The following is a 25,757-nucleotide window of genomic DNA, read 5'->3' as shown; positions in this document are numbered from 1 at the left end:
CCGTGATAGAATTCACAATAGTGAAACCAAAGATGAAAGAAGGGTGTATTTTTATGGATCCGGTAATGCTCGCGCGTATCCAATTTGCAGCAACAACAATCTTTCACTTCTTCTTTGTGCCGTTGTCCATAGGTCTGGTGCTGCTCATCGCGATCATGGAAACCATGTATGTGGCCAAAGGGAAAGAAATCTACAAGCGCATGGCCAAGTTCTGGGGCAAATTATTCCTCATCAACTTCGCCGTGGGGGTCGTAACCGGGATTCTGCAGGAATTTCAGTTCGGCATGAACTGGTCGGACTACTCGCGCTTTGTGGGCGACGTCTTCGGTGCTCCGCTGGCCGTTGAAGCGCTATTCGCCTTTTTTATGGAATCGACGTTTATCGGGCTGTGGATTTTCGGATGGGACCGCCTGTCCAAACGATTACACTTGCTTAGCATTTGGCTCGTATCCATTGGTACGATTGCCTCAGCCTTTTGGATTTTGGCGGCCAACTCGTTTATGCAGCGTCCCGTCGGTTTTACGATTAATAATGGCCGGGCAGAAATGAATGATTTCTTCGCGCTGATCAGCAACGGTCAGCTGTGGGTGGAATTCCCGCATACGGTGCTTGGCGCATTCGCGACGGGAGCATTCCTCATTACGGGGATCAGCGCCTATAAATTGATGAGACGCGAGGATATGGATTTCTTTAAGAAATCGTTCACTATCGCGATCATCGTCGGTTTGATTACTTCGTTTGCCACGGCATTGTACGGTCACCAGCAGGCGCAATATTTGGTGAAGACTCAGCCGATGAAAATGGCTGCAGCCGAAGGATTATGGGGCCAAAGCGGCGATCCGGCGCCATGGACGGTGTATGCGCATATCGATCCGAAGACCGGAGAGAACTCTTTTGAGATTAAAATTCCTTATCTGCTCAGCTTCCTGTCCTACAGCGAATTCTCCGGAGAGGTAAAAGGGATGAACGAGCTGCAGGCCGAATACGAGCAAACTTACGGTCCCGGCGACTACATTCCGCCCGTACGGACTACCTTCTGGAGCTTCAGGATTATGGTGGCCGCAGGCTCGCTGATGATTGTACTCGGAATGTACGGCACATATCTGGCTTGGCGCAAAAAGCTGGATCGTCCGAACAAATGGTACTACCGCATGATGCTGTGGGCGATTTCGCTGCCGCTCATCGCGAATACTTCGGGCTGGATCATGACGGAAATCGGGCGTCAGCCATGGACGGTTTTCGGCTACATGCGGACAGAGGACAGCATATCGCCGAGCGTGACCTCCGGCCAGATCCTATTCTCGCTAATTGCGTTTACGGCAATTTATGCGGTATTGGCCGCAGTGATGGTGTATTTATTCGTTAAAGTGATTAAGAAGGGTCCTTATGCCGATAATGCGAATGATGATGAGCAATCGGCAGATCCATATGGTAAGGAGGGATACCATGCTATCTCTTAATGAGCTCTGGTTCATCCTCGTTGCAGTTCTGTTTATCGGCTTCTTTTTTCTGGAGGGCTTTGACTTCGGGGTAGGGATGAGTACTCGGTTTCTAGCTAAGAATGATATGGAAAGAAGGGTGCTGATCAACTCGATCGGTCCTTTCTGGGATGCGAATGAAGTCTGGCTGCTGACGGCGGGAGGCGCGATGTTTGCGGCCTTCCCGAACTGGTATGCCACGCTGTTCAGCGGCTATTACACACCGCTTGTCGTATTGCTGCTCGCCTTGATCGGCCGCGGGGTCGCCTTTGAATTCCGGGGCAAGGGGGAGAGCGAGCGCTGGAAGAAAACCTGGGATCTAGCCATTTTCCTTGGAAGTCTGCTGCCTCCATTTCTGCTCGGCGTCGTGTTCTCCGGGCTGCTCAAAGGGCTGCCAATCGACAGCGATATGGAGATGAGGGCCGGATTGTTCGATATGGTCAATCTGTACACTCTTATCGGCGGGATTACCGTTGTTGTTCTGTGTCTCGTGCACGGTTTGCTGTTCACGACCTTGCGGACGACGGGCAGCTTGCAGGAACGTGCCCGCAAGCTGGCGCATAAGCTGCTTATTCCGCTAGCGGCGCTGTTCGTTATCTTTGGAGTGATGACGTACTTCCAAACGGATGTATTCGAGGTTCGCGCCTTGCCGCTGACGCTGATCGCAGTGGTTGGCCTGGGGGCCTTCCTGCTTGCCGGGCAGTTCATCAGCAAGAAGAGAGACGGCTGGGCTTTTGGGATGACGGGTACGTTGATCGCCCTTTCGATCTCTTCCGTATTTATTGGGTTGTTCCCTCGCGTCATGATCAGCTCGATCAGCGAAGCTTATTCGCTGACGATTCACAATGCGGCGTCTGGTCCATATTCATTAAAGATCATGACGATCGTTGCACTGACTTTGCTGCCATTCGTACTTGGCTACCAAATTTGGAGTTACTTCGTCTTTCATAAACGCATTAATGAGAAGGAGCATTTAGAGTACTGATGGGACGCGATTTAATGAAGTTTAAAGGGATCAAGCCGGTTCTTGCCGGGATCGGCGTTCTGACCCTCATTCAGAGCATCGCAATCATATTGCAGGCCAAATGGCTGGCGGAGGTCATCTCCGCCCTGTTTGCCGGCGCTAAGCTGCAGGAGCAATTCGGCGGGGCCGTCTTGTTCCTGCTTGCTTTTATCGTCCGGCAAATTTCCTCGCTTCTGCAGCAGCGGATAGCTCACCGCTTCGCCGAGCGGACAGGCAAGGAGCTGCGCAAGCAGGTAATGGAGAAGCTATTCGAGCTGGGCCCCCGGTTTGCCAAAAGAGAGGGTACCGGCAATCTGGTAACACTTGTCCTGGATGGCGTGACGAAGTTCCGCAACTATCTGGAGCTGTTCCTTCCCCGAATGCTGGCGACTGGGATGACACCGGCGCTGATTCTGCTGTATGTATTTACCCTGGATGTTACGGCGGCTGTCATTTTGGTCATCACTTTGCCGATTCTTATCGCATTCTTGATTCTAGTAGGATTGGCTGCTCGCAAGCAGATGGATCGCCAATGGAAGTCGTACCGCACCTTGTCGAATCATTTCGTGGATTCGCTGCGCGGGCTGGAGACTTTGAAATTTCTCGGGCACAGCAAGCGGCATAGCAAGTCGATCGAGAAAGTGAGCGATTCTTACCGCTCTGCGACGATGCGGACGCTGCGCGTAGCGTTCCTGTCCTCGTTTGCCCTTGACTTCTTCACGATGCTGTCGGTCGCATCCGTGGCCGTCAGCCTTGGCCTGCGCTTGATCGACGGCAACATGACGCTGTTGACGGGGCTGACGATCCTCATTCTGGCCCCGGAGTACTTCCTGCCTGTCCGGATGGTCGGGGCGGATTATCATGCGACTCTTGATGGCAAGGAGGCCGGCGAAGCGATGAATGCGATTATCGCCGAAGGAGAGGCGGAGAAAGCCGCCTTGGCGCAGCTGCCCGAAGGGGCGTCACTGGAGTGGCATGCCGATAGTGTCATGAAGCTGTCATCGCTGACGGTACAGCATGAGGAGGAGGGTCAAACTTCGCTGCCCTCGTTGGATCTGTCCGAGCTTGAGTTGGGCGGTATGGGCAAAATCGGCATTATCGGCGAGAGCGGGGCCGGCAAATCGACCCTGATCGATGTGCTGGGCGGCTTCCTGCGCCCGACGGAGGGCGAAATCGAACTGAACGGCGTGAAGCTGGGGGATCTGGCGAGCGCGGAGTGGCGAAAGCAAATTACGTACATCCCGCAAAATCCTTATATATTCAGCGGTACGCTGGCAGAGAATATTGCCTTCTATTCGCCGGTCGCTTCCCGTGCTGCAATCGAGCAGGCCGCCGCCGCCGCGGGGCTCGGCGCTTTGGCGGCTTCGCTGCCTGCCGGGTATGATGAGCCTATCGGCGGGGGCGGGCGCGCTTTGAGCGGCGGCCAGGAGCAGCGTGTAGCGCTGGCTCGCGCTTTGCTCAGCGAGCGGCCAGTCCTGCTGCTGGATGAGCCGACAGCTCATTTGGACATTGAAACGGAATATGAATTGAAGGCGACGATGCTGCCTTTGTTCGCAGGCAAGCTTGTGCTGCTGGCGACCCACCGCCTGCACTGGATGCGGGCCATGGACTGCATTATCGTTATGGAGCAGGGCCGGATTGCTGAGATGGGTACTCATGACGAGCTGGTCGCAAGAAAGGGCGCATATTATCGCTTGTTAACATTACACCGGGAGAGGATATTGTGAGCATGAGGGAGGATGCCATGAACTGGAACCGCAAAAAGAACCCTGCCGGGCACTCGGCCGGCCAGGAGCAGCAGGAGCAGCAGGGGCAGTGGATTACTCCATATTTCCGTGCTTACAGCGGACGATTCGCCTTGTATTTGATTCTCGGTACGCTGACAATCCTAGCTGCCAGCATGCTGATGTTCACTTCCGGGTTCCTGATTTCTAAATCGTCGCTGCAGCCCTACAATATTCTGCTCGTGTATGTACCGATTGTTGGCATTCGGGCGTTCGGGATCGGCCGGGCGGTCATTCATTACGTGGAGCGGCTAGTTGGACATGATGCGGTGCTGCGGATTTTATCGAAAATGCGGGTTCGCTTGTACAACATATTGGAGCCCCAGGCGTTGTTTATCCGCTCCCGTTACCGGGCGGGGGATATTCTCGGCGTGCTGGCGGACGACATCGAGCAGCTGCAGAATGTGTATATCCGTACGGTTTTCCCGAGTCTCGTCGCCGTGATTATCTATGGGATTGCCGTCATCGCTTTAGGGCAGTTCGACTGGCTGTTTGCCTTGCTGGTAGCGGGATATATTTTCATCCTCGTTGCCGTGCTGCCTTATATTTCGCTGATGCTGACCAGACGTACGAATGCCGAGGTGAAGCGGGAGCGTAACGGGTTATATCAGAAGCTGACAGATGCAGTCATGGGCATCGGAGATTGGGTAGTTAGCGGCCGGCCTGCGGAGTTTCTGGAATCTTACGAGCATGACGAGGATGTCGTAGCCCGCAAGGAACGCAAGCTGCGTGCCTGGGCGAGATGGAGAAGCCTGATCGGCCAGTTGGTGGTTGGGATTGCCGTCGTATCGATGATTTATTGGTCGGGTGGTCAGGCGGCAGCTGGACAGATCGACCCCGTGCTAATCGCGGCCTTCGTGCTTGTCGTATTCCCGCTGGCCGATGCATTCCTGCCTCTGTCTGAAGCGATTGAGCGCACGCCGCAGTACCAGGAATCGCTGCGCCGCTTGGACCGGATAACGAAGCCTGCATTGGTACGATCCATGGACACTGTGGTGGACGAGTCTCATGCGGAATCGGCTTTGCACCAGAAGCGCGTGGCCGCTGTGCTTGCAGCTGCCCAGGCTATGGACGTGCATTTGGAGCTGCAGGGCGTCTCCTTCGCCTATGAGGCTGAGCGGAATGCGCAGAAGGACCATGAGCAGAAGGATCATGAGCAAAAGGCTGAGCGGGCTAAGGAGAATGGCCGTGAGCAGAAGAACTATAACCAGAAGAACCATAACCAGAAGGTGGCGCAAACGGCTGCTGAGGGTATCTTGTACTCCGTCCGCGATGTATCGCTTAATCTTCCGCAAGGCAAGCGGGTCATGGTGATCGGCCGCAGCGGTGCTGGCAAATCAACGCTGTTGAAGCTCATCCAGGGCGCCATCTCGCCGGTTGAAGGCAGCGTGCTAATTAACGGCGTTCCCGCGGCGCATCTTGGGGATGACATCTCCAAGGTCATCTCCGTGTTGAACCAAAGCCCGCATCTGTTCGATACGACGGTAGCGAACAATATCCGGCTTGGGCGTCAAAGCGCCACGGAGGAGGAGCTTGGCCTAGCTGTGCAGCAAGCGCAGCTTGACGGGCTGATCGCCGCGCTGCCGGCGGGACTGGACACGCCGATGCGTGAGACCGGGCAGCGTTTCTCCGGCGGAGAGCGGCAGCGCGTGGCGCTTGCGCGCATCCTGCTGCAGGATGCGCCGGTGCTCGTCCTAGACGAGCCGACCGTGGGGCTGGATCCGCGCACCGAGCGCGAACTCCTGTCGACCATCTTCCGGTCGACGGAGGGCAAGACGCTCGTATGGGTCACACACCATTTGGTCGGCGCGGAGATGATGGACGAGATCGTCTTTATGGAGCACGGCGAGATCATAATGCGCGGTACACACGAGGAGCTGCTGGCACGGGAGCCGCGGTACCGCAGCCTTTATGCGCTGGATCGGCCGGAGGATATAGGGTAGTTTTGTATTGTTGCCGGCATTGAAGATGAATCCTGCTTCTAAGCAGGATTTTTCTCCTTTCAGATAACAGATAGGGAAAATAATTGCGAAAGTGCAGAATGCTCAGGAGGAAAAAAACTGGTCACACCCCGGTACAATGCAACCTTCGTTGATAATTCGAAACTAAATGTATTTTATACAGCTAGTTAGGCTGTTTTATAAAAAAACTATGCGCTATATGTAAAACATACAGTTAGTTTGCCTGAACGGGGCGAATTCGTCGAAATAGCTTAAAACTAAATGCAGTGTGCAGTTATTTCCCTCTAATACGGCTAAAACCGATGAACTAACTGCATGAAATACATTTAGTTACCGGATCGATCATGACCATTTAGTCATAAATCAATAGTTTTTAATTTTATTGGAGAGAAACACTACAACCAGGCAGAACCTCACTGGAATGACAGTACCCCTATGCTAGATCTAACCTAACATAGGGGCACCTCACAGGTAAGGTTCTTTTTTTCGCTATCGCGCAGAAATCGCCAATGCCTGTCGCACCGCCCGCCGTCCACGGCACTGCCCACCGCCACCGCCCACGCCGTCACGGCACCGCCCGCGTTATCACGGCACCGCGCGCCGCTCATGGCACCGCAGGCTGCCCGGCGCCGCACGCTGCTTACGATGCTCAGCAAAAGGCCGCGCGCATCAAGGCATCCACCAGTGTGATCATGGCGACCGGCAGCTTAACCCCGTCAGCCGTGGTTACGGCTCGACTCCCCACTGCAGACTGCCGGCTACGTAGCCAGTGACACGCAGGGCATCCTGATAGGATGTCGAAGCAGGGTCGAAGGAGTAATCATCGCTTTGCGAATAGTTGCTCCAGTCGTTCTTGGAGATGCGAATTTGCAGGTCGATGCTTTGGCCTGCCGCCAAGCTGCCCGCCCCGCTTGTAAAGCCGATCTCCGCATAGTGATCAGCTCCGCTTGCCGCAGTCGGCAGCTTGACAAAGGTGCCTGTCACATTGGAGCTGCCGACCTGCGTCCAGTCGCAGAACAGGGTCTGGGGCTTCTCTCCGTCAACGGTATAGTAGTAACGCAGCTTGACGTCGGAGAGGCTGATGGCCTGGCTGCCGGTATTCGTCAGCTTAATCCGCGGATTAAGGGTGTTCGTTACGTTCGTTACGGATCCATTGTACATTTGCACTTTAATGTCTCCGGCAGGCGTCGTAACGGTCGAGTCCTTCACTGTAATGTTCAGCAACGAAGGAGCCCCAGCGCTGAACTGAAACGTCAAGCTGAGCTGGCCGAGCGGCTGCGAAGCCAAATAGCTGCCGAGAATCGTAACAGTGGAGCCAGAAGCCGTATAATGACTGCCCTGCGTCAATACGGTGGACCCATTGCGAATAGCGGTTAATGTATTCCCGTTAAGCGTCATGGTTACCGTCACGTCGGCCTGATTGCTGGCATTCTTGTCGAAGGCGGCTGTCGTAGGCGAGATCGTGGAGTCAGGTGTCGTCGGCTGCTCCGGCTCCGGCGGATTCGTCAGCGCGTCCCCGTATACGATTCCAAGTCCGTTCGTACCAATATATACGCGACCATAAATCCTCGGATCCCCGGTTATGGCCGAGTTGGTAGAGGCATATTGATGCTTGTCATCATTGATTCTTATCCAGGTAGCTCCTGCATCATTGGAGCGGAAAATGCCGCGCACACCGTCAATCTTGGCGCTGGTGTAGAGCGCCATATAGCTCTGTCCAGGCGCAGCCTTACCGAATCCGATCACGTTAGCCTCCTGAACGTTGGCGAGCTTCGTAAAGGATGCCCCGGAATCGGTAGAATGCCACAGGCCGTATTTGCCGCCCGTTGCGTTGCCCCCCGCGAGCCAGATATCACCCTCAATGCCAGGCACCGCTTTAAAGTCCAGGTCTCCTTCCGCAGGCAGTCCTGTCGCCGCAGTCTTGGTAAACGCGGCTCCGCCGTTGGTGCTTACATAGAAATTCCCCGCCGCCCAAGCGTAAAATTTATTGGAGTTAACGCGGTCAGAGGCGATTTTTGCTCCCTTTGGCACGCCGGTGCTCGCCGTCCAGGAATTCCCTCCATTGCTGGAATAGAAGACGCCCACGTCCGGAGTACTCCACAGAATCGCATTCCCATTGGCGGAAAGCGCAACCTGGCCCCCGCCCGCGGTTCCGGCAGGCTCGCCGTTTCCGGCGTACCAGTTCGAGCCGCCGTCCCGGGAGAAGCCAATGGATTTGGCATTCGGGTTAGCGGATTTGTCGGCCTGTCCTACGCGCACGATAAAGCTTGGATCCAACTCGGCGTAGTCGATGTCCGTCGTACTGTTCGGGTTGGTCATCATTTTGGCTGGAGGCTGGGTCAGGTCATCGTGCCGGAATCCAGTCACATCCAGCAGTCCGCTAACCAAATGCGCGCCTGACGGCGGGCTGATCAGAGCGCTGACCGCGGTCTCTTCAATGCCTTTGGCCATCACGCTAATGTTAACTTTGCCGCCTGTATCCCAAGCGGTAAGGTTGTTCGTACCGTAAATCGTAGCTCCGGTTCCGTACATCATCCGGTCGGAGTTGAAGGGATCGATCTCCAGATCGCCGATCATCCAGCCGAGCTTTGGCGTAACCTCCGGCGGGGACGGGTTGTTGCCGAAATCGAGCCATGGGGCGCCGGAGATATCCTGGGTGTAGCGGAACGTCCGGTTCGGATACCCGTCCCAATCCCAAATGCGGCTCCAGGTAGCTCCGCCGTCCGTACTGCGGAACAGGATGGCGTCCGGCCACCAGGAATTGAGCGTAGCAACGACAATGGTGTTCGGATGCTGGGCATCCACGGCCAATCCTCCGTAGCCAAAGTAGTTGTCACTGCTGCTGGACGGAATCGGACTGATGTTAGACCAGGCTCCTGTGGCCGTGTCATATTTCCAGACATCGCCCTTCGTTCCGTCGTAAGGGCCCACGCCATCGCTATATGGAATGTACAGCTGCCCATTGGAGGCTAGGACGCCGTGGTGCGGAAGATACCCTGTCGGCTGACCCGGAACGGCAGACCATGTCGCCCCGCCATCCGTACTTCGGTATACGCTTTCATTTTTATCCGCGACGCCTACGTAAATCGTTTGTGTAGCTTGTCCGGGCGAGCCGGTCGAAGGATCGAACGTGATCCAGGCCAGCCCCACGATATCGCTTTGATACTCGTAATCGGGATTTTCGACATAGGTGCCGGGATTCGGGAAGCTCGTTACCTTGCTCCAGGTGGCCCCGTAATCGGTACTCTTCCATAGTCCGTTGCCACTGCGCGCTCCGAAATAAAGAATGTTATTTTTGTTCGGGTCAATAACGAGCCGTTCGCCCATCGAACGCCCAGGCATGTTCCCGCCTACCTTGAAGGGCAGATTGGATACTTGCCAGGTGTCTCCTTTATCTGTAGACCGCAGAATGCTGCCGTTATTGGGATCCCAGCTGTTCGTATAAGTGCCGACGGCAAGGTACAGACGGTTCGGGTCGACTGGGTCCGTAGCCAGGGCATCAACCCCGGTCTTACCCCATTCGTCCATGCCCACCCAGTCCAGCAGCTGAATCCAGCTGTTATCGGCCGGGTTCCAGCGGTAAGCTCCGCCGATATCGGTCCGGGCGTAAATGAGATTGCGTTCGGTCGGATTGAAAATAATCCCCGGCACAAAGCCGCCGCCCCCGCCGGTCATCACCTTGCGCCACTGGTAGCTTTCGCTTGCCGCAGCATGCGAGCGGTCTGCACCCAGCAAGCCTGTAAACGCAGATCCTGCAATAAAGATAGATAATAGTACAAGATGGAATCTTTTATAAGGAATTCTTTTGAAAATAGATGTTTTTGGCACTTAATAAACCTCCTCACAATGGATTGATTTTGAATGATAGAACAGGGTTCCATTCTTTGCACACGTTAACAATTTAAAGGTCGGGAATTTCAAATGTCCATGAGTTGGTTCGCGTTGGCAGAGTGGTATCTGGGTGACCGCAGGTAATGAGCTGCAGTTAGTATACAGTGACGCGGCATAACGTCAGATATGTGCAGGATCAATGGGGGCAGGTAAGACAAAGAAGAATATACGGATGAGTGCAGGAACACCTCCTTTTTATGAACCATACGAGATTGTGGCATTAGACAGCGTATTTTACTATGAAAAGTAGTGAAAATAATAGGATAGGTAGGTTAATATTACCTTATAATTGTAAATTATTCAATAAATAGAATAATGACTGTGACATAAGGAGAACGTTTTCATCCCCTGCTTTTGTTCTGTCAGCTTAACTTATATAATAAGGGCTATACTATGGGAACCCGGAGGTGAAGCGGCGGAATGGAATTGAGGCAAATTTTATATTTCATCGAGGTGGCGAAGCTGGAGCATGTGACGGAAGCTTCTTATGCGCTTCATGTCTCGCAGTCCGCTGTCAGCAGGCAGATTTTCAAACTGGAGTCCGAGTTAGGCGTCGATTTATTCATCCATGAAGGCCGGAAGGTAAAGTTGACCCCCATCGGCAAATTATTTCTCGCTCATATGGAGCAGTTGACCAAAGTACTGGATAACGCGCGTCAGGAGATCAGCGAGTTTCTGGACCCCGAGCGGGGGACGGTGCGGATCGGATTTCCAAGCAGCCTGGCGTCCCAGATGATCCCCGGCGTCGTGTCCGCCTTTCGGGAGCGCTACCCTGCCGTACATTTTCAGCTGCAGCATGGTTCGTACCGCGAGCTCGTCGATTCCGTAATCAAAGGGGATATGAACCTCGCTATTATGGGCCCTGTGCCAAAAAACGAGTCGCAAATCAAAGTCGAGGTGCTGTTCCGGGAAAAATTTAAGGCGCTGCTTCCTGCCAAGCATACATTGGCGGGCCGGCCCTCGGTCAAGCTCAGCGATTTGAAGGATGATTTGTTCGTGTTGTTCCCTGAAGGCTTCGTGCTGCGGGAAATCGTCGTGAACGCCTGCGGCGATCTCGGCTTCAAGCCGAAGGTGACGTTCGAGGGGGACGATCTGGATGCGATCAAGGGCCTTGTCTCTGCAGGCCTTGGCCTGACGGTGCTGCCGGAAATCGCGCTAGGCGAATATCTTCCCGATTCAATAACGGCCTTGCCAATCACGGAGCCGCTTGTTACGCGCGATGTCGGAGTGATCATTCCGGCGAACCGGGAGCTGCCGCCTACGGAAAAGCTGTTCTATGACTTCCTGAAAGAAATGGCGCCTAATTTCGGATCTTAGCTGCTGTTTTTTTTAGAAAAGGAAGACAAAAAGGAGCCGCCCTGGCAGAGAAATCTGCTTTAGGGACAGCTCCTTTTTAGTTTGCTTTATTTGTTTGTGCTGGTTTAAATACCTTCCGTCATCCTTATACGACGCCGTGAACAATCATCGTGTCAGCAACTTTCAGGAAGCCGGCAATGTTCGAGCCTACCAGAAGGTTGCCGGAATATCCATATTCCTCGGCGGCATTTACGCTGTTTCTGTAGATATTCTTCATGATATCTTTCAGCTTTTTGTCCACTTTCTCGAACGACCAGGCCAGTCTCGCGCTGTTTTGGGCCATTTCCAGTGCGGAAACGGCAACCCCGCCGGCATTGGCGGCCTTGGCTGGGCCAAAGTATACTCCGTTGTTCAAATATACTTCGATCGCTTCCAGCGTGGAAGGCATGTTGGCGCCTTCAGCAACGTACTTCACGCCGTTAGCCACAAGCAGTTTTGCCGACTCTTCGTTAATTTCATTTTGCGTCGCGCATGGCAGGGCAATATCGCAAGGAATGCTCCAGATGTTCTCGCAGCCTTCCACATAGATGGCTGAAGGATGATCGTTGACATACTCTTTGATCCGTTTTCTTTCCACTTCTTTGATGCGTTTCACCGTAGCCAGATCAATGCCGTTCTCATCATAAATATAGCCGTTGGAATCGCTGCATGCGACAACTTTAGCGCCGAACTCTTGCGCCTTCTCAATGGCGTAGATCGAGACATTACCCGAACCGGAGACGACAACGGTTTTGCCCTCAAGGCGCTCGCCCTTCGTTTTCAGCATTTCTCTCGTAAAGTAGACCAGGCCATATCCCGTCGCTTCGGTTCTTCCCAGGCTGCCGCCATACAGCAAGCCTTTACCGGTCAATACGCCGGCTTCGTTGCCGCCGACTAGGCGTTTGTACTGCCCGAACATATATCCGATCTCTCTGGCGCCAACGCCGATATCGCCAGCAGGTACGTCCGTATCCGGTCCGACGTATCTGGACAATTCGGTCATGAAGCTTTGTGTAAAGCGCATGATTTCGTTATCAGATTTGCCTTTAGGATCGAAGTCCGAGCCGCCTTTACCGCCGCCAATCGGTTGTCCTGTCAGGGAATTTTTGAAGATTTGCTCGAAGCCCAGGAATTTGATGATGCTGGCATTGACGGAAGGATGGAAGCGGATTCCGCCTTTGTACGGTCCGATTGCGCTGTTGAATTGAACGCGGAAGCCGCGGTTTACTTGCACTTTTCCGTTGTCATCTACCCAAGGCACGCGGAAAGTAATCAGCCGTTCTGGTTCGACGATTCTTTCGAGAATCGCATTGTCCCGGTATTTGGAATGTTTGGCGAATACGGGTACCAGGGAATCCAAAATTTCTTTAACTGCTTGATGGAATTCCGTTTCTCCAGGGTTTCGCTTCTTGACCGTCTCGTACACCTCGTTGACGTATTGCTTAGCCTCGTCAAGGTTGCTGGATTGTTGTTGCATGATAGCCATCGCTATCCCACCTTTCACACAAAATTAAACGTGTTCTCTTTTTCACGATTTGTCTGAATCAATTGTAATATGTAATCCATTCCTAAACAAAACTTTATTTAGATGAACTTCATGCCATATTGAGATGAACTTTGGGGTACTAGCAGGATACTTCATTACTTTATTATATGAAAAATGACATAGTTTTAATGAAAAAGATGATCGAAATTGTGACAGGGATGTGCCAAATGGCCGGCATTCTAAACGGAATGCTTTTATTCTTGTGATTTATTGGTAGAGCGGTTACGCTTAAATTTAATGCGGCAATGGGCCGGATATCCTCTATACCAGAGCAGATAAAGGAGAGAATAGCGATGACTTTGAATATCGGAGTTGTGGGTACAGGCTGGTTCAGCAAGGTGCACGGGGACATTCTAGCGGAAACCGAGGGCGTACGTGTAGCAGCAGCCTGCGGGACAAGCATGGAAAAAGCGAATGCGCTTGCTTCCCGCTATCCCGGCGCAAAGGGCTATGACAGCTTGACGGCCATGCTGGACAGCGAGCGGCTGGATGCCGTGTATTTATGCATCCCGCCAATGTCGCATGAGGGCGTGGAGACGGAACTGATCGCCCGGGGAGTTCCATTTCTTGTAGAGAAACCGCTAGGCGTCAACTTGGATGGTCCCCGCCGCATTCTGGAGCAGCTCCGCCAGAGTCCCGTCATGACGTCGGTCGGATACCATTTCCGTTACAAGCAGTCGGTTGCGCAGCTTAAGGAGCTCCTGCAAGGACAAACGATCGGCATGGCTCTTGGCGCCTGGATGGGCAGCATGCCTGGCGTAGGCTGGTGGAGAAAACAGGAAGGCTCGGGCGGACAGTTCATCGAGCAGACGACGCATTTAGTCGACTTGCTGCGCTATACCGCCGGTGAGGTGGAGGAAGTCTATGCAGCCTACGGCGATCGGATCGTGAAGGGGCAGCATGAAGGCGTGACGGTTCCGGATGTCGGTACGGTCACGTTAAAGCTCTCTAGCGGAGCCATAGCCAATATCTCGAATACCTGCGTGCTGCCGGGGGCGGTAGGAGAAATCGGCCTGAGCTTCTACACCGAGCAGGGCATCCTGGCATGGGATCCCGATAAGCTGGAGGTCAAAAACAACGGAGTGTCCACGAGCTATTCCAGCACGGACAATCCATACGCCGCCGAAACTGCCGCATTTATCCATGCGGTGCGAACAGGAGATGCATCGCGGATTCGTTCTGACTATGCGGATGCTGTCCGCACCCAGGCGGTGACCTGCGCAGCTCTCGAGTCGTCACTAAGCGGCAAGCCGGTCTCTGTTCCGGCGATGTGACGTTTCTAATCTAGCTTTCTCGTAAAAATGAGCAAAATCCTTAGAATAGCCGCCCGATCGCATTCTATCGCTCCTTCATAATATGTAGTATTCCATGAAAGGAGTTGATAGAAATATGGCAGTGCTTCTTCAACATGTCACAAATGTGCCAACCCCTATTACCAACGGAGCGGCAATTAATGTGCCGCAAACTCCGGCTGGCCAGGGCATTGCACTGGTGCGCGTTTCCATTCCTGCCAACGCGCCTGTAAATACGGTCGAATTGACGGCGACAGTGGGACTACAGGGCTTGACGGGAATTCCCCGCGTATTGTTCCGTATTCTCCGTGACGGCCACGAAATCTATTACGCTGAACAGGCTGTTGAAGCGAATTTCGAGAACGTCAATCTCACCACATTGATAGCTGTAGATTCGAACGTAGCTCCCGGGGTGCATGACTACATTTTATCGGTGGAACAAGTTGCGGCTGCTACAAATACAGCTAGAGTCATCGGCCCGATTGTATTCAGCGCGCTGGCTACAGCTCCGTAACTTCGGCAGAGTAGAAACCTCCCTTCCAGTCAGCACGATTTTGCACGATCTGCACAGATTAGACCGAGAGCTCGTCTCTCGGTCTCTTTTGACGTGTGCCGACACGAAGAGGTTCATGATGCGAAAAAAGAGGCCTTGCCGTCCGGCAAAGCCTGAATCGAATCTATATAAATTTTGGAGGAACCCTAGAATTAACATACTTCGTACTCATCCATAGAATAATAGAGTGATGAGGGCAGGAGCAGCTCCCAGCGTAAACAAAGCGGCGAGAATCATGGAGATGCTGGATATCGTTCCGGTTAAGGAGCTAAGCTCGAACGCTTTGGAGGTTCCCGTGCCATGGGCGCCGGTACCGAGCAGCACGCCGCGGGCGACTTCATTGTCGATACGGAACCACTTCAATACATAGGGCCCGATAATACTGCCTAGCAGACCGGTAATGACGGCAAAAATCGCTGTCATGCTAGGAATCCCGCCGATGGCCTGGGATACGCTCATTGCGATGGGTGCTGTGATGGAGCGGGGGATCAGGCTGCTGACCAGCTGATGATCCAGGCGCAGCCATTCAGCTAACACGGCTGAAGAGATGATAGCGACGATCGAGCCCGATAGGACGCTGACGATGATGACCGCCGCATGCTTCTTAAGCACGTTATAATATTTGTACAGCGGTACGGCAAAGGCAATCGTCGCAGGCTGCAGCATATCGCTAAGCCATTTGCCGCCTGAATTGTAAGACTCATAAGGAATATGCGCCCACATTAGGCCGATCACGAGCACGATCGGAGTCACCAGCAGCGGGGACAGGTAGACGCTGGGTTTGGCCTGATACAAACGTTTGGACAGCGCGTAGATGATAAGCGTAAGGGCCAGCCAGAATAGACCGGTGATCATGATGCGTTGCTCTCCCTTCGTTTGGTAATTCTTGAGGCAATGAGCCCTGAGCTTAGCATGACGATGAACGTGCTGGAAATAACGACAATTAGAATGCGAACCCCGTCACTCTCCAGCAGCGGAATATATTTCATGATGCCGACCGCGGAAGGGATGAAGAACAGGAGCAGCTCGGCCAGAAGCAGATTGGCCCCTTGTTCGATCCAGGTCAGCTTGATGACATTCAATTTGAGCAGTGCAAAGATGACGATAATGCCAAGTATGGACCCAGGGATAGGTAAATGAAGCATACCGGCCAGCTGGTTCATCGCCATCGAAATGAAGAATAAAAGAGTGATTTGCAGCACGCTCAAGGCGATGTTACGTAATTTATTCATGGGAAGCCGGTTCCTTTCATTGTTTGTTTTCAGTTAGTAATGAAAATGTTACATTAATTACTTTCATGAGTAAAATGAATATAAATAATGTATACTATTCCAAAAAGTTATCGATAATGAAGGGGACTATTAGAACCTATGGATATTCGGCAGCTTCAATATTTAATCGAGGTCGCCCGGCATGGCAGCTTCACCAAAGCCGCAGGTGCACTATATATCACGCAGCCGGCGATCAGCAAAGCGGTCAAGGCGATGGAAGACGAGCTTGGCGTCGTGCTGTTCGACCGTCTGGGCAAGAGAGTGGAGTTGACGGATGCCGGACAGATTATTGCCGGACAGGCTCAGCAGATCGTCGCTTCGTTCCACAACCTGACCTCGGAGCTGGATGATCTTCGTAATTTAAAGAAGGGGCATATCCGAATTGGGCTCCCCCCTATGGTAGGCGCCAGCTTCTTTCCCAAGGTGATCGGGCAATTTCATAAGAGGTATCCAGATATTACGATCCAGCTGTATGAAGACGGGGCGAAAAAGGTAGAGCTTGAAGTAGCCGCCGGCACGCTGGAGGTCGGCGTTGTCGTCCTGCCGACGACGCATGAGGGATTAAGCAGCTTCCCATTCGTGGAGGAGAAGCTGAATTTGGTCGTCCATCCCTCCCATCCGCTAGCGGAGCGTACGGAAGTTGAGCTGGCGGAGCTGGCCCAGGACGACTTCGTCTTGTTTCGGGAAGACTTTACGCTGCATGACCGGATTATCGGCGAGTGCGCCAGATTTGGATTTCAGCCGCATGTTATCTATGAGAGCTCGCAATGGGACTTAATCAGTGAAATGGTGGCCGTAGGCCTGGGCATTACACTTCTTCCAGAGACGATTTGCCGGGAGATCGACAATAAGCGGGTTAAGATCATCCCTCTCGTGAAGCCCGTCATCCCGTGGAAGCTCGGTATCATATGGCGCGATGACCGCTATATGTCGTTTGCTACCCGGGAGTGGATCGCATTTGCCAAATCGGAGCTGTCAACGGTGTTTTAATAATCGTGCTGCTAGAGTTGTCCGATGGTATAATAGGGGCATTATTCGATTTGAACAAACGATCATTGGAACTTGAAACAGAGGGGGAACAGGAATGGCAATTCAGGTAGGACTTATCGGTTTCGGTTTATCGGGCTCCGTATTTCACGCTCCGCTTATTGACCGGACGGAAGGTATGACGCTCGCTGCGGTCGTATCTTCTCAGCCTGCTAAAGTGAAGGGGAATTATCCCCAAGCGAAGGTATACGAGGATGTAGAAAAGCTGCTGAGCGATCCGGATATTCAGCTTGTGGTCGTATCCAGTCCGAATTTAACCCATTATGAATATGCGGCCCAAGCGCTGGAGGCGGGCAAGCATGTCGTCGTGGAGAAGCCTTTTACGAATAGCTCGGCGGAAGCAGATCGTTTGATTGCGCTTGCTAAGGATAAGAAGCTGCTGCTTACGGTTTATCATAATCGTCGTTGGGATAATGATTTCTTGACCATTAGCCGCCTGCTGGATTCTGGCGTACTAGGCAGCGTTTCGTACTACGAAGCTCATTTCGACCGCTTTCGGCCGGAAGTGACCGGACGCTGGCGCGAACAGGATTTACCGGGCTCGGGTATTCTCTATGATCTCGGTTCGCATTTGATTGATCAGGCTTTGACGCTGTTTGGAAAACCGAACACCGTATGGGCGGATTTGCGCAAGGAACGCAAAGGCAGCAAGGCTAATGATTATTTTCACCTTGTGCTCGGCTATTCGAACCTGCGGGTCGTCCTTCATTCCGGATCATTGGTTCGGGAGCAAGGCCCGCGCTTCATTCTGCACGGGGATCGAGGCAGCTTCATCAAGCACGGCTTCGACCCGCAGGAAGCTCAGCTACGGAAAGGGTCAGGCCCTGGCGATGAGAATTGGGGCCGGGATAACGAAGCGAATTATGGCAAGCTGACCACCGATATCGGCGGCCTCGCTGTAAGCGGAACGGTGGAGACGCTGACGGGGGGCTATGAAACATTCTACCGGAAGCTGGCAGATGCCATTAGCGCGGGACAGCCTTCTCCTGTCGCGGCCGAAGATGCCCGTGATGTGATACGGATTATCGAACTGGCTATGGAGAGCCACTCCCAGGGACGGGTGCTTCCCCTGGATCACCGCGGCTAAGGATTTAAAATAAGGATATATTGAATGGGCTATTCTGTCAGTCTATACATTAGACTGCGCGGGATAGCCTTATTTGTTGCGAACGGATGCATATTTTTTGCCTATACAGCTGAAAATACAATGACCTATCATGATAAAAAGGAGAGAACCAAGGATGAGAATGGCGTTGTTGACGGCGATGGCGGTATGCTGTCTTCTGGGCGTCCTGCCGGTTGGGACGGCAGCTTCGGCCTCGGCCGCAGCAGACGGGCCTTATCATTTCGGCTTTAAGCGAAGCGTGGGCGGGCAGCTTCCCTCTATCGACGAGGAGGGATTTAAACCGATCGTCGATAAGCATGGCGCAATCTTTTTGGGCGATACCTCACGCAAGGATTTGTTCCTGACGTTCGACAATGGTTACGAGAACGGTTATACGGCACCGATTCTTGATACGCTTAAAGCGAAAAAGGTGCCGGCGATATTTTTTGTTACCGGGCATTTTGTAAAAGATCAGCCTGCGCTCGTCAAACGGATGACCGCCGAAGGGCATATCGTCGCGAATCACTCGTGGAGCCACCCGGACATGACGACCATTTCCGACGCACAGATCAAGGAAGAGCTGGAACGGGTAAATAAAGAGATCGTCGCTTTGACTGGACAGAGCGATATGGGATATCTTCGCCCTCCGCGAGGCATCTTTAACGAACGGACGCTGCGCGTTACAAAAGAGCTTGGCTACACCAATGTTTTCTGGTCCGCAGCCTACAAGGACTGGGATACGAAGGATCAGAAGGGAAGCGGTTATGCGTTCAAGAAGGTAGTTGGGCAGCTGCATCCGGGAGCCGTTATTTTGCTGCACTCGGTATCAAAGGATAACATGGAGGCGCTGGGGTCCATCATCGACGAGGCTAGGCGGCAAGGCTATGAATTCAGAGCACTCCCTGAGCTGGAGGGAATTAAGCTGCCATTTTGAACAAAAGTATACATGATTAAGACCTCGCCTGCGGCGGGGTCTTTTTGGGTTATGGAACGATAAGTTTTTTCAGCGGCACCATCCTGGAGAGTATGTCGACAGACGTTTTTCTTATACGATCGCTAGGGAAGCAAACATCGGGGGACTTGTCGGTGCATCTTTTCAAGCAAATTTTGTAGTGAAAGGCCAGGTGTCTCGTCCGTGCGGATGAACCCACCAGACAAGACAACTCGAAAGAGGCGGCATTCGGCTGCTGCTGACTGTTAACCAGATCTAACGAATCTCATCCACCTTATTTGTACATATTTGCTGTGATTTTAATCCTAACGGTTGCTAGCCACTCTATTTGCCCATTTATCCTCTGCTTGGTGCAGAAAAAATGAAATAACGCTCCCTAGATTCGTTACACTTTGACAGGTGCTGTTTTCAAACGAATAGCGCTTGTGAGATCCGTTATAAAGTGACGGTCGCGGTCACACTCCTGCTCTGGATCTCATCATCTGCCGTCGTCGCGTAAATTTACGGTCTGCATATTGGATAACATTGCTGCTCCGCAGATATTTGACTTTGAAAAATGACGGAAATATAATTAGGTGTACTAATAAATAGGTATACTAATTATTAAATAGTATAAATAAATGCGCAGGGAGTGATTACATGATTATGGGCGACGATCCGGTAGCCCAGAGGCTTATTGAGGCGCTTCACCGTTTTCGCCGTGCCGACTGGCACAAGATGGCGGTTGGCGGATGGAACAATAGCGAAATCAAAATGCTGCTCTGCATCCAGTACGGTTGTACTCAGGATGAAAGAGGCTCCTCCGTTTCCTCGCTTAGCTCCATGATGGAGGTTACCTCGCCGACCATTACCCAGCTCATCAAGAATCTGGAGCGCGGGGGGCTGGTCACCCGGTATAACGACCAGGAGGACCGGCGCGTTGTCAGAGTGAAGCTGACGGAGCAGGGAAAGGCTGTGACGAAGCAGGCCAAGGAGGATGTAGCGCGCAGATTCAAGGAGCTGTACGAGCGCCTGGGAAAAGAGAAGACGGAGCAGTTGGCCTCGCTGCTTGAACAGGTCTATGAGCATTTGGAGGCTGGTATGAAAGAGAAGAGCGACATTCATAGGGAAAGTGGAGATGATGGACGATGACTAAGCTTTTTCGGTTTTTGAAGCCGTTCCGGCTGCCGGTTCTGGCCGTGCTCGTGCTGGTGTTTTTTCAATCGCTATCCGAGCTTTACCTGCCGACGCTGATGGCGGATATCGTGGATATTGGCGTAGTCAACGGCGATACACCATATATATGGAAGGTTGGCTCCTTTATGCTGCTGGTAGCGCTTGGGGGAATGCTCTGCTCCATCGCAGCCAGCTATTTCGCCTCCCGGGCGGCGACAGGATTCGGAAAGCTGCTGCGGGGGAAGGTGTTTAACCATGTCGAGAATTTCTCCCTGGAGGAGTTCGACAAGCTCGGCACGGCGTCACTGATTACGCGTACAACGAACGACATTACGCAAGTGCAGCAGGTGCTGATCATGATTTTGCGGATGATGGTCATGGCGCCGATGCTCTGTATAGGCGGAATCATTATGGCCGTCTCGAAGGACCCCACGCTGTCGCTCATTTTCGTGGTAGTTCTGCCCGTGCTGGCGCTGGCTATTTTTCTAATTGCCCGAAAGGGCATTCCGCTGTTCAAGGCGATCCAGAAGAAGATCGACAAATTGAATCTGGTCATGCGGGAGAATTTGACGGGAATCCGCGTCATCCGTTCCTTTAACCGGGTTCAGCATGAGAAAATGCGCTTTGACCAAGCGAACTATGACTTGACGGATACCTCAATTAAAGTAAACAAAATCATGGCTTTCATGATGCCGGTCATGATGCTGGTGATGAATCTGTCGTCGGTAGCAATTATTTGGTTCGGCGGGCTGCGCATCAACGCGGAAGTGATGCAGGTTGGGGATCTGATGGCATTTCTGCAGTATGCGATGCAAATTATGTTCTCGCTTGTAATGGTATCGATGATGTTCGTGATGATTCCGCGCGCGTCGGCTTCGGCTGTCCGGATCAATGAGGTGCTGGACATGACTCCAGTCATCAAGGATACGGATACGCCAGCACCCGTGAATGGGCAAAAGGGTCATGTCGAGTTCCAGCACGTGTCGTTCAGCTACCCTGGCGCCGAGAAGCCGGCGATCCAGGATATCAGCTTTGCGGCCCGTCCCGGCGAGGTGACGGCGATCATCGGCGGCACAGGCTCCGGCAAGTCCACGCTGATTAACCTCATTCCGAGATTTTATGATGTGGAGGAAGGCCGCATACTGGTGAACGGCACCGATGTCAGGGACATGTCCCAGCACGAGCTGCGCTCGAAGATCGGTTTCGTTCCGCAGAAGGCCGTACTGTTCACAGGCACGATCAGCGACAATATCCGATACGGGAAAGAGGATGCCAGCGATGAGGAGGTGCGGCATGCGGCGGAAATTGCCCAAGCGGCCGACTTCATCTCCAAGATGGAGCATGGGTATGACTCCCCAATCGCGCAGGGCGGCTCCAACGTCTCCGGCGGTCAGAAGCAGCGTCTCTCCATTGCCCGGGCATTGGTACGCCAGGCGGAGATATACATCTTCGACGACAGCTTCTCGGCGCTTGACTTCAAGACGGATTCCAAGCTGCGAGCAGCGCTCAAGCAGGAGACCGGGGAATCCACCGTCATTATCGTTGCCCAACGGGTAAGTACCGTACTGGATGCCGATCAGATCATCGTGATGGACGAGAGCCGAATTGCGGGGATCGGCAAGCATCAGGAATTGATGGAGACCTGCGAGGTGTACCGGGAAATCGTCTTGTCCCAGCTTTCAGAGGAGGAGATCGCATGAGCCAGAGCCAAAAGCAAAGCGCAAAAAGACCTGGCGGCTTCGGCGGAGGCCGGGGGCATGGCGGCCCGCCCGGGATGGGGGCGCCGGCCGAAAAGGCAAAGGATTTCAAAGGCACGCTCAGACGCCTTATAACTTATATGCGTCCGTTCCGGCTGCAGATTGGTTCCGTGGTCCTCATGGCTGTCCTCAGTACGGTATTCGCCATTCTTAGCCCAAGGGTTATGGGGGATGCGACGACCATACTATTCGAAGGAATCATGGGGAAAATGAAGGGGATTCCGGGGGCGGCTATCGACTTCGATGCCATCGGAAGAATTATTCTTACTTTGCTTGGACTGTACTTATTGAGTGCTCTATTCAGCTACTTCCAGCAGTATTTAATGGCGGACGTTTCGCAGAAGACAGTCTACAATTTGCGGAAGCAAGTGAACGACAAGCTGTCGCGTCTGCCGCTCAAATATTATGACGGCAGAACGCATGGGGAAATTCTCAGCCGGGTAACGAACGATATGGACAATATCAGCTCCACTCTGCAGCAGAGCATGACCCAACTGATATCATCGGTTCTGACCATTATCGGGGTTATCGTGATGATGCTCTCGATCAGTCCGTTAATGACGTTGATTGCGGTATTGACGATCCCGCTGAGCATCGTGGCGATCACCTCGATCGCCAAGCGTTCCCAGCGCCAGTTTGTCCGCCAGCAGAAAGAGCTTGGCATGCTGAACGGTCATGTGGAGGAAATGTACACTGGCCACAAGGTGGTCAAGGTGTTCGGCCGCGAGCAGAAATCGCTGCAGCAATTCGATGAGATCAACGAGCGCCTCTATGAGGCGGGCTGGAAGGCGCAATTCATTTCGGGCGTGATCATGCCGATCATGAGCTTCATCGGCAATATCGGTTATGTGCTTGTTGCCGTGGTAGGCGGCATCCTGGTCCTGAAGGGAAAAATCAAGATCGGCGACATTCAGGCGTTCATTCAGTATACGAGACAGCTGTCCCAGCCGATCTCGCAAACGGCTAACATTGCCAATATCATTCAATCCACTGTCGCTTCCTCAGAACGTGTATTCGAGGTGCTGGACGAAGCCGAGGAAATTCCAGATCCGGCTCACCCCGTTAAAATTGAAGAGCCGCAAGGAGAGGTCTCCTTCAATCATGTTCGTTTTGGATACCAGGATCAAGCGATACTGATCGAGGATATGAATATTCATGCCTCGAAAGGACAGACGATCGCCATCGTGGGCCCTACGGGGGCCGGGAAGACGACACTTATCAATCTGCTGATGCGTTTCTATGAATTGAACGGCGGCTCGATTACGATCGACGGGGTCGATATTACGGAGATGAGCCGGGGGGACCTGCGCAGTCTATTTGGCATGGTGCTTCAGGATACCTGGCTGTTCAACGGTACGATTCGTGACAATATCGCCTACGGGCGTGAAGGAGCGACGGAGGAGGAGATTATCCAGGCCGCGGTGACGGCACATGCCGATCATTTCATCCGCACGCTGCCGGACGGGTATGATACGATTCTGAACGAAGAAGCCTCCAACATCTCACAAGGCCAGAAGCAGCTTCTGACCATCGCGCGGGCTGTTCTTGCCGATCCGGCGATTCTTATCCTGGATGAAGCAACGAGCAGCGTGGATACGCGGACAGAAATTTATATCCAGAAGGCGATGAATGAGCTGATGAAGGGGCGCACGAGCTTTGTCATTGCGCACCGCTTGTCGACGATCAAGGATGCGGACTTGATTCTGGTCATGAATCACGGTTCGGTCATCGAGCAGGGCACCCATGAAGAATTGCTGGCACAAGGCGGATTCTACGCCGATTTGTACAACAGCCAATTCTCCAAAGGCGGCTTTGATCTCGAAGTCGGATAAACCCGCTAAATTCGTTTAATCCGGTAAATCCGGAAAGGCGGCTTGCTCTCGATTGGAATTCATGGTAATAATAAAAGAGTAAGAAGCAACCCATTATTTTAACTATTCAGGAGGACCCTTAGACGATGGAGTAAGAACACGTTCCCACAAGACAACTTGTCAGCAGGCAAGCGGCGCTCTCGAGACATCGGGAGCCGGTCGGGGATACGTGTGTCGACTTAGGGTCTTCTTTTTTTGTACTCAAAAAGACTGATATAATCATAAGGATAGCTGAACCAGCGCTTATTTTGCGTCTGGGCTCTGTTTCCGCTTATGGTTGTACCCCTATTTCGCTGTATGTGTATCTGACCGTGTGCCGCTGGCCACGGTTATTTGCGTTCTATATTCGCGAAACGGGGGATGATGTGAAATGACGATGGTTTTAACAGTTAAGGGCTTAAGAAAGGAATGGAATGGGGAGGCATTGTTTACAGACCTCTCGTTTGAAGTAGGCAGCGGAGAGCGGGTAGCGCTATTCGGCCGCAATGGCTCCGGAAAGACGACTTTACTGCAGGGCCTGCTGGGCAAGATCAGCTTCGAGGAGGGGCGTGTCCATAGAGTGCTGCCGCTCGAAGAATGGGGCTGGATGGAGCAGCAGGTCGACCTCGATTCGCCATTAACGCTGCTGGAATACGTGCAGTCCCGATCCGGAGAAATCTATGAGTTGAAAAAAGAACTGGAGCAATTGCAGAGCAGAATGGGATCGGGTCAAGCCTCGGAGGCAAGCGTGGAGCGATACGGTTTGATTTATGAGCGGTATATGCAGCTTGGCGGCTATGATTGGGAGGTCAAAGCAGAGAAGCGCTTGGGGCAAATGAACCTGCCGCCGGAGCTGTGGAATTTGCCGTTTGACCGGCTGAGCGGCGGACAGAAGACGAGAGCGCAGCTCGCTGCCCTGATGGTTCGCGAGCCGAAGTTCGTCCTGCTGGATGAGCCGACGAACCATCTCGATACCCAGTCGCTGAACGACCTGGAAGAGTGGGTCCGCACCTATGAAGGGACGATCCTGTACGTGTCGCATGACCGGACATTCATGGACCGGACGGCCACGTCCGTTCTAGAGCTGCATGCCGACGGATGCCGGCGTTATGCAGGCGGCTACAGCGATTACCGGCAGCAGAAGGAGGTCGAGCGGCGCACCCAAATGACGATGTACAAAAAGCAGGAGCAGGCGAAGCAGGCTCTGGAGCAATCCATCCGGCGCTACCAGGAATGGTTCCATATGGCCCACCGGGCTGCCCGCGCGGATAATTTGGATGTGGCGATCACGGCGAGCTTCTACAAGGCGAAGGCGAAGAAGAATATTTCGCGTTATCATGCGAAGCAGAAGGAGCTGGAGCGACTGGAGCGGGATCGGGTGGAGAAGCCCCGCGAGGCAAAAAAGCTTCGAATGAGCCTGCAGGACGGAGCGTTTGCAGCGTCGACCTTGCTGCGCATGAACGATGTTGGCTTCGGCTACGGGCAGGATCTGCTGTTCCGCCATTTCAACTTGCAGGTGGAACGGGGGGACCGGGTCGGCGTATTGGGGCCTAACGGAACGGGCAAGTCTACGCTGCTCAAGCTGGTGACGGGTCAGCTTGCCCCATCTTCAGGCGCGGTTGCCCTGCATCCGCAGGCTCAGATCGGCTATTTTGCCCAGGAGCTGCATAACCTGGATGAAGGCACGAGTATTCTGGACAGCCTGCTGGTGCTGCCGGATATGACCGAATCGCATGCAAGGACAATTCTAGGCTGTTTTTTTATTTTCCAGGGATGA

18 protein-coding genes are annotated in these 25,757 nt (G+C 53.2%); 14 read left to right on the top strand and 4 right to left on the bottom strand.

What is annotated here, in order from left to right; all coding sequences use genetic code 11:
* The first annotated feature begins 53 nt into the window (after window positions 1-53).
* From GNP95_RS17990 to GNP95_RS17975, 4 genes are read left to right on the top strand one after another with little or no spacing between them, the layout of a single operon-like run.
* Window positions 54-1,460, top strand: a complete 1,407-nt coding sequence (locus GNP95_RS17990) for a cytochrome ubiquinol oxidase subunit I (protein ID WP_155612234.1) — start codon at window positions 54-56, stop codon at window positions 1,458-1,460.
* The gene (gene cydB / locus GNP95_RS17985; protein WP_155612233.1) at window positions 1,447-2,463 is read left to right on the top strand and encodes a cytochrome d ubiquinol oxidase subunit II; all 1,017 of its coding nucleotides are present in this window, start codon (window positions 1,447-1,449) and stop codon (window positions 2,461-2,463) included. The genes GNP95_RS17990 and cydB overlap by 14 nt, the downstream gene beginning before the upstream one ends.
* A complete protein-coding gene (cydD, locus tag GNP95_RS17980; protein WP_155612232.1) occupies window positions 2,463-4,208 on the top strand; it encodes a thiol reductant ABC exporter subunit CydD in 1,746 nt (581 codons plus the stop codon). Before cydB ends, cydD begins: the two co-directional genes overlap by 1 nt.
* A gap of 2 nt (window positions 4,209-4,210) precedes the next feature.
* Window positions 4,211-6,208, top strand: coding sequence for an amino acid ABC transporter ATP-binding/permease protein (locus tag GNP95_RS17975; RefSeq protein WP_155612337.1), 1,998 nt, complete (start codon window positions 4,211-4,213; stop codon window positions 6,206-6,208).
* Between the two features lie 744 nt (window positions 6,209-6,952).
* Here the strand turns inward: GNP95_RS17975 and GNP95_RS17970 are convergent.
* Window positions 6,953-10,054: a X2-like carbohydrate binding domain-containing protein gene (locus tag GNP95_RS17970; protein ID WP_330163498.1), complete on the bottom strand. Its 3,102-nt coding sequence runs from the start codon at window positions 10,052-10,054 to the stop codon at window positions 6,953-6,955.
* A gap of 483 nt (window positions 10,055-10,537) precedes the next feature.
* Between GNP95_RS17970 and GNP95_RS17965 the strand changes: the two genes are divergently transcribed.
* The gene (locus tag GNP95_RS17965) at window positions 10,538-11,434 is read left to right on the top strand and encodes a LysR family transcriptional regulator (protein ID WP_155612231.1); all 897 of its coding nucleotides are present in this window, start codon (window positions 10,538-10,540) and stop codon (window positions 11,432-11,434) included.
* Window positions 11,435-11,558: 124 nt separating this feature from the next.
* Here the strand turns inward: GNP95_RS17965 and gdhA are convergent, their stop codons facing one another.
* Window positions 11,559-12,938 (bottom strand): NADP-specific glutamate dehydrogenase, encoded by a 1,380-nt coding sequence (gene gdhA / locus GNP95_RS17960; RefSeq protein ID WP_155612230.1) that lies wholly within the window; start codon window positions 12,936-12,938, stop codon window positions 11,559-11,561.
* Window positions 12,939-13,291: 353 nt separating this feature from the next.
* Here gdhA and GNP95_RS17955 point away from each other — a divergent pair, with 353 nt between their 5' ends.
* Window positions 13,292-14,272, top strand: coding sequence for a Gfo/Idh/MocA family protein (locus tag GNP95_RS17955; protein WP_155612229.1), 981 nt, complete (start codon window positions 13,292-13,294; stop codon window positions 14,270-14,272).
* Between the two features lie 115 nt (window positions 14,273-14,387).
* Window positions 14,388-14,804, top strand: coding sequence for an exosporium protein C (locus GNP95_RS17950; protein ID WP_155612228.1), 417 nt, complete (start codon window positions 14,388-14,390; stop codon window positions 14,802-14,804).
* Window positions 14,805-15,011: 207 nt separating this feature from the next.
* On the opposite strand, the gene GNP95_RS17945 is transcribed toward GNP95_RS17950, so the two are convergent.
* A complete protein-coding gene (locus GNP95_RS17945) occupies window positions 15,012-15,698 on the bottom strand; it encodes a CidB/LrgB family autolysis modulator (protein WP_155612227.1) in 687 nt (228 codons plus the stop codon).
* Complete coding sequence (locus GNP95_RS17940; RefSeq protein WP_155612226.1) at window positions 15,695-16,075, bottom strand: CidA/LrgA family holin-like protein; 381 nt, start codon at window positions 16,073-16,075, stop codon at window positions 15,695-15,697. Before GNP95_RS17940 ends, GNP95_RS17945 begins: the two co-directional genes overlap by 4 nt.
* Before the next feature lie 138 nt (window positions 16,076-16,213).
* Between GNP95_RS17940 and cidR the strand changes: the two genes are divergently transcribed.
* The 7 genes from cidR (at window position 16,214) to GNP95_RS17905 (ending at window position 25,757) form a co-directional block, all read left to right on the top strand.
* A complete protein-coding gene (gene cidR / locus GNP95_RS17935) occupies window positions 16,214-17,104 on the top strand; it encodes a cidABC operon transcriptional activator CidR (RefSeq protein WP_155612225.1) in 891 nt (296 codons plus the stop codon).
* Window positions 17,105-17,198: 94 nt separating this feature from the next.
* Window positions 17,199-18,248 carry an oxidoreductase gene (locus tag GNP95_RS17930; protein ID WP_155612224.1) on the top strand — a complete coding sequence of 350 codons (1,050 nt, stop codon included), beginning with the start codon at window positions 17,199-17,201 and terminating at the stop codon, window positions 18,246-18,248.
* A gap of 154 nt (window positions 18,249-18,402) precedes the next feature.
* On the top strand, window positions 18,403-19,200 hold the full coding sequence (gene pdaA, locus GNP95_RS17925) for a delta-lactam-biosynthetic de-N-acetylase (protein WP_155612223.1): 798 nt from the start codon (window positions 18,403-18,405) through the stop codon (window positions 19,198-19,200).
* A 657-nt stretch (window positions 19,201-19,857) separates the two neighbouring features.
* On the top strand, window positions 19,858-20,349 hold the full coding sequence (locus tag GNP95_RS17920; RefSeq protein ID WP_155612222.1) for a MarR family winged helix-turn-helix transcriptional regulator: 492 nt from the start codon (window positions 19,858-19,860) through the stop codon (window positions 20,347-20,349).
* Window positions 20,346-22,073, top strand: coding sequence for an ABC transporter ATP-binding protein (locus GNP95_RS17915; RefSeq protein WP_155612221.1), 1,728 nt, complete (start codon window positions 20,346-20,348; stop codon window positions 22,071-22,073). The genes GNP95_RS17920 and GNP95_RS17915 overlap by 4 nt, the downstream gene beginning before the upstream one ends.
* A complete protein-coding gene (locus GNP95_RS17910; RefSeq protein ID WP_155612220.1) occupies window positions 22,070-23,962 on the top strand; it encodes an ABC transporter ATP-binding protein in 1,893 nt (630 codons plus the stop codon). The genes GNP95_RS17915 and GNP95_RS17910 overlap by 4 nt, the downstream gene beginning before the upstream one ends.
* Before the next feature lie 409 nt (window positions 23,963-24,371).
* Window positions 24,372-25,757: an ABC-F family ATP-binding cassette domain-containing protein gene (locus GNP95_RS17905; protein WP_330163497.1), complete on the top strand. Its 1,386-nt coding sequence runs from the start codon at window positions 24,372-24,374 to the stop codon at window positions 25,755-25,757.

It is taken from the genome of Paenibacillus woosongensis (assembly GCF_009725165.1).
Classification (GTDB): domain Bacteria; phylum Bacillota; class Bacilli; order Paenibacillales; family Paenibacillaceae; genus Fontibacillus; species Fontibacillus woosongensis.
The sequence above is the reverse complement of the archived record's forward strand: the minus strand, read 5'-3'. Positions and strand labels throughout refer to the sequence as shown.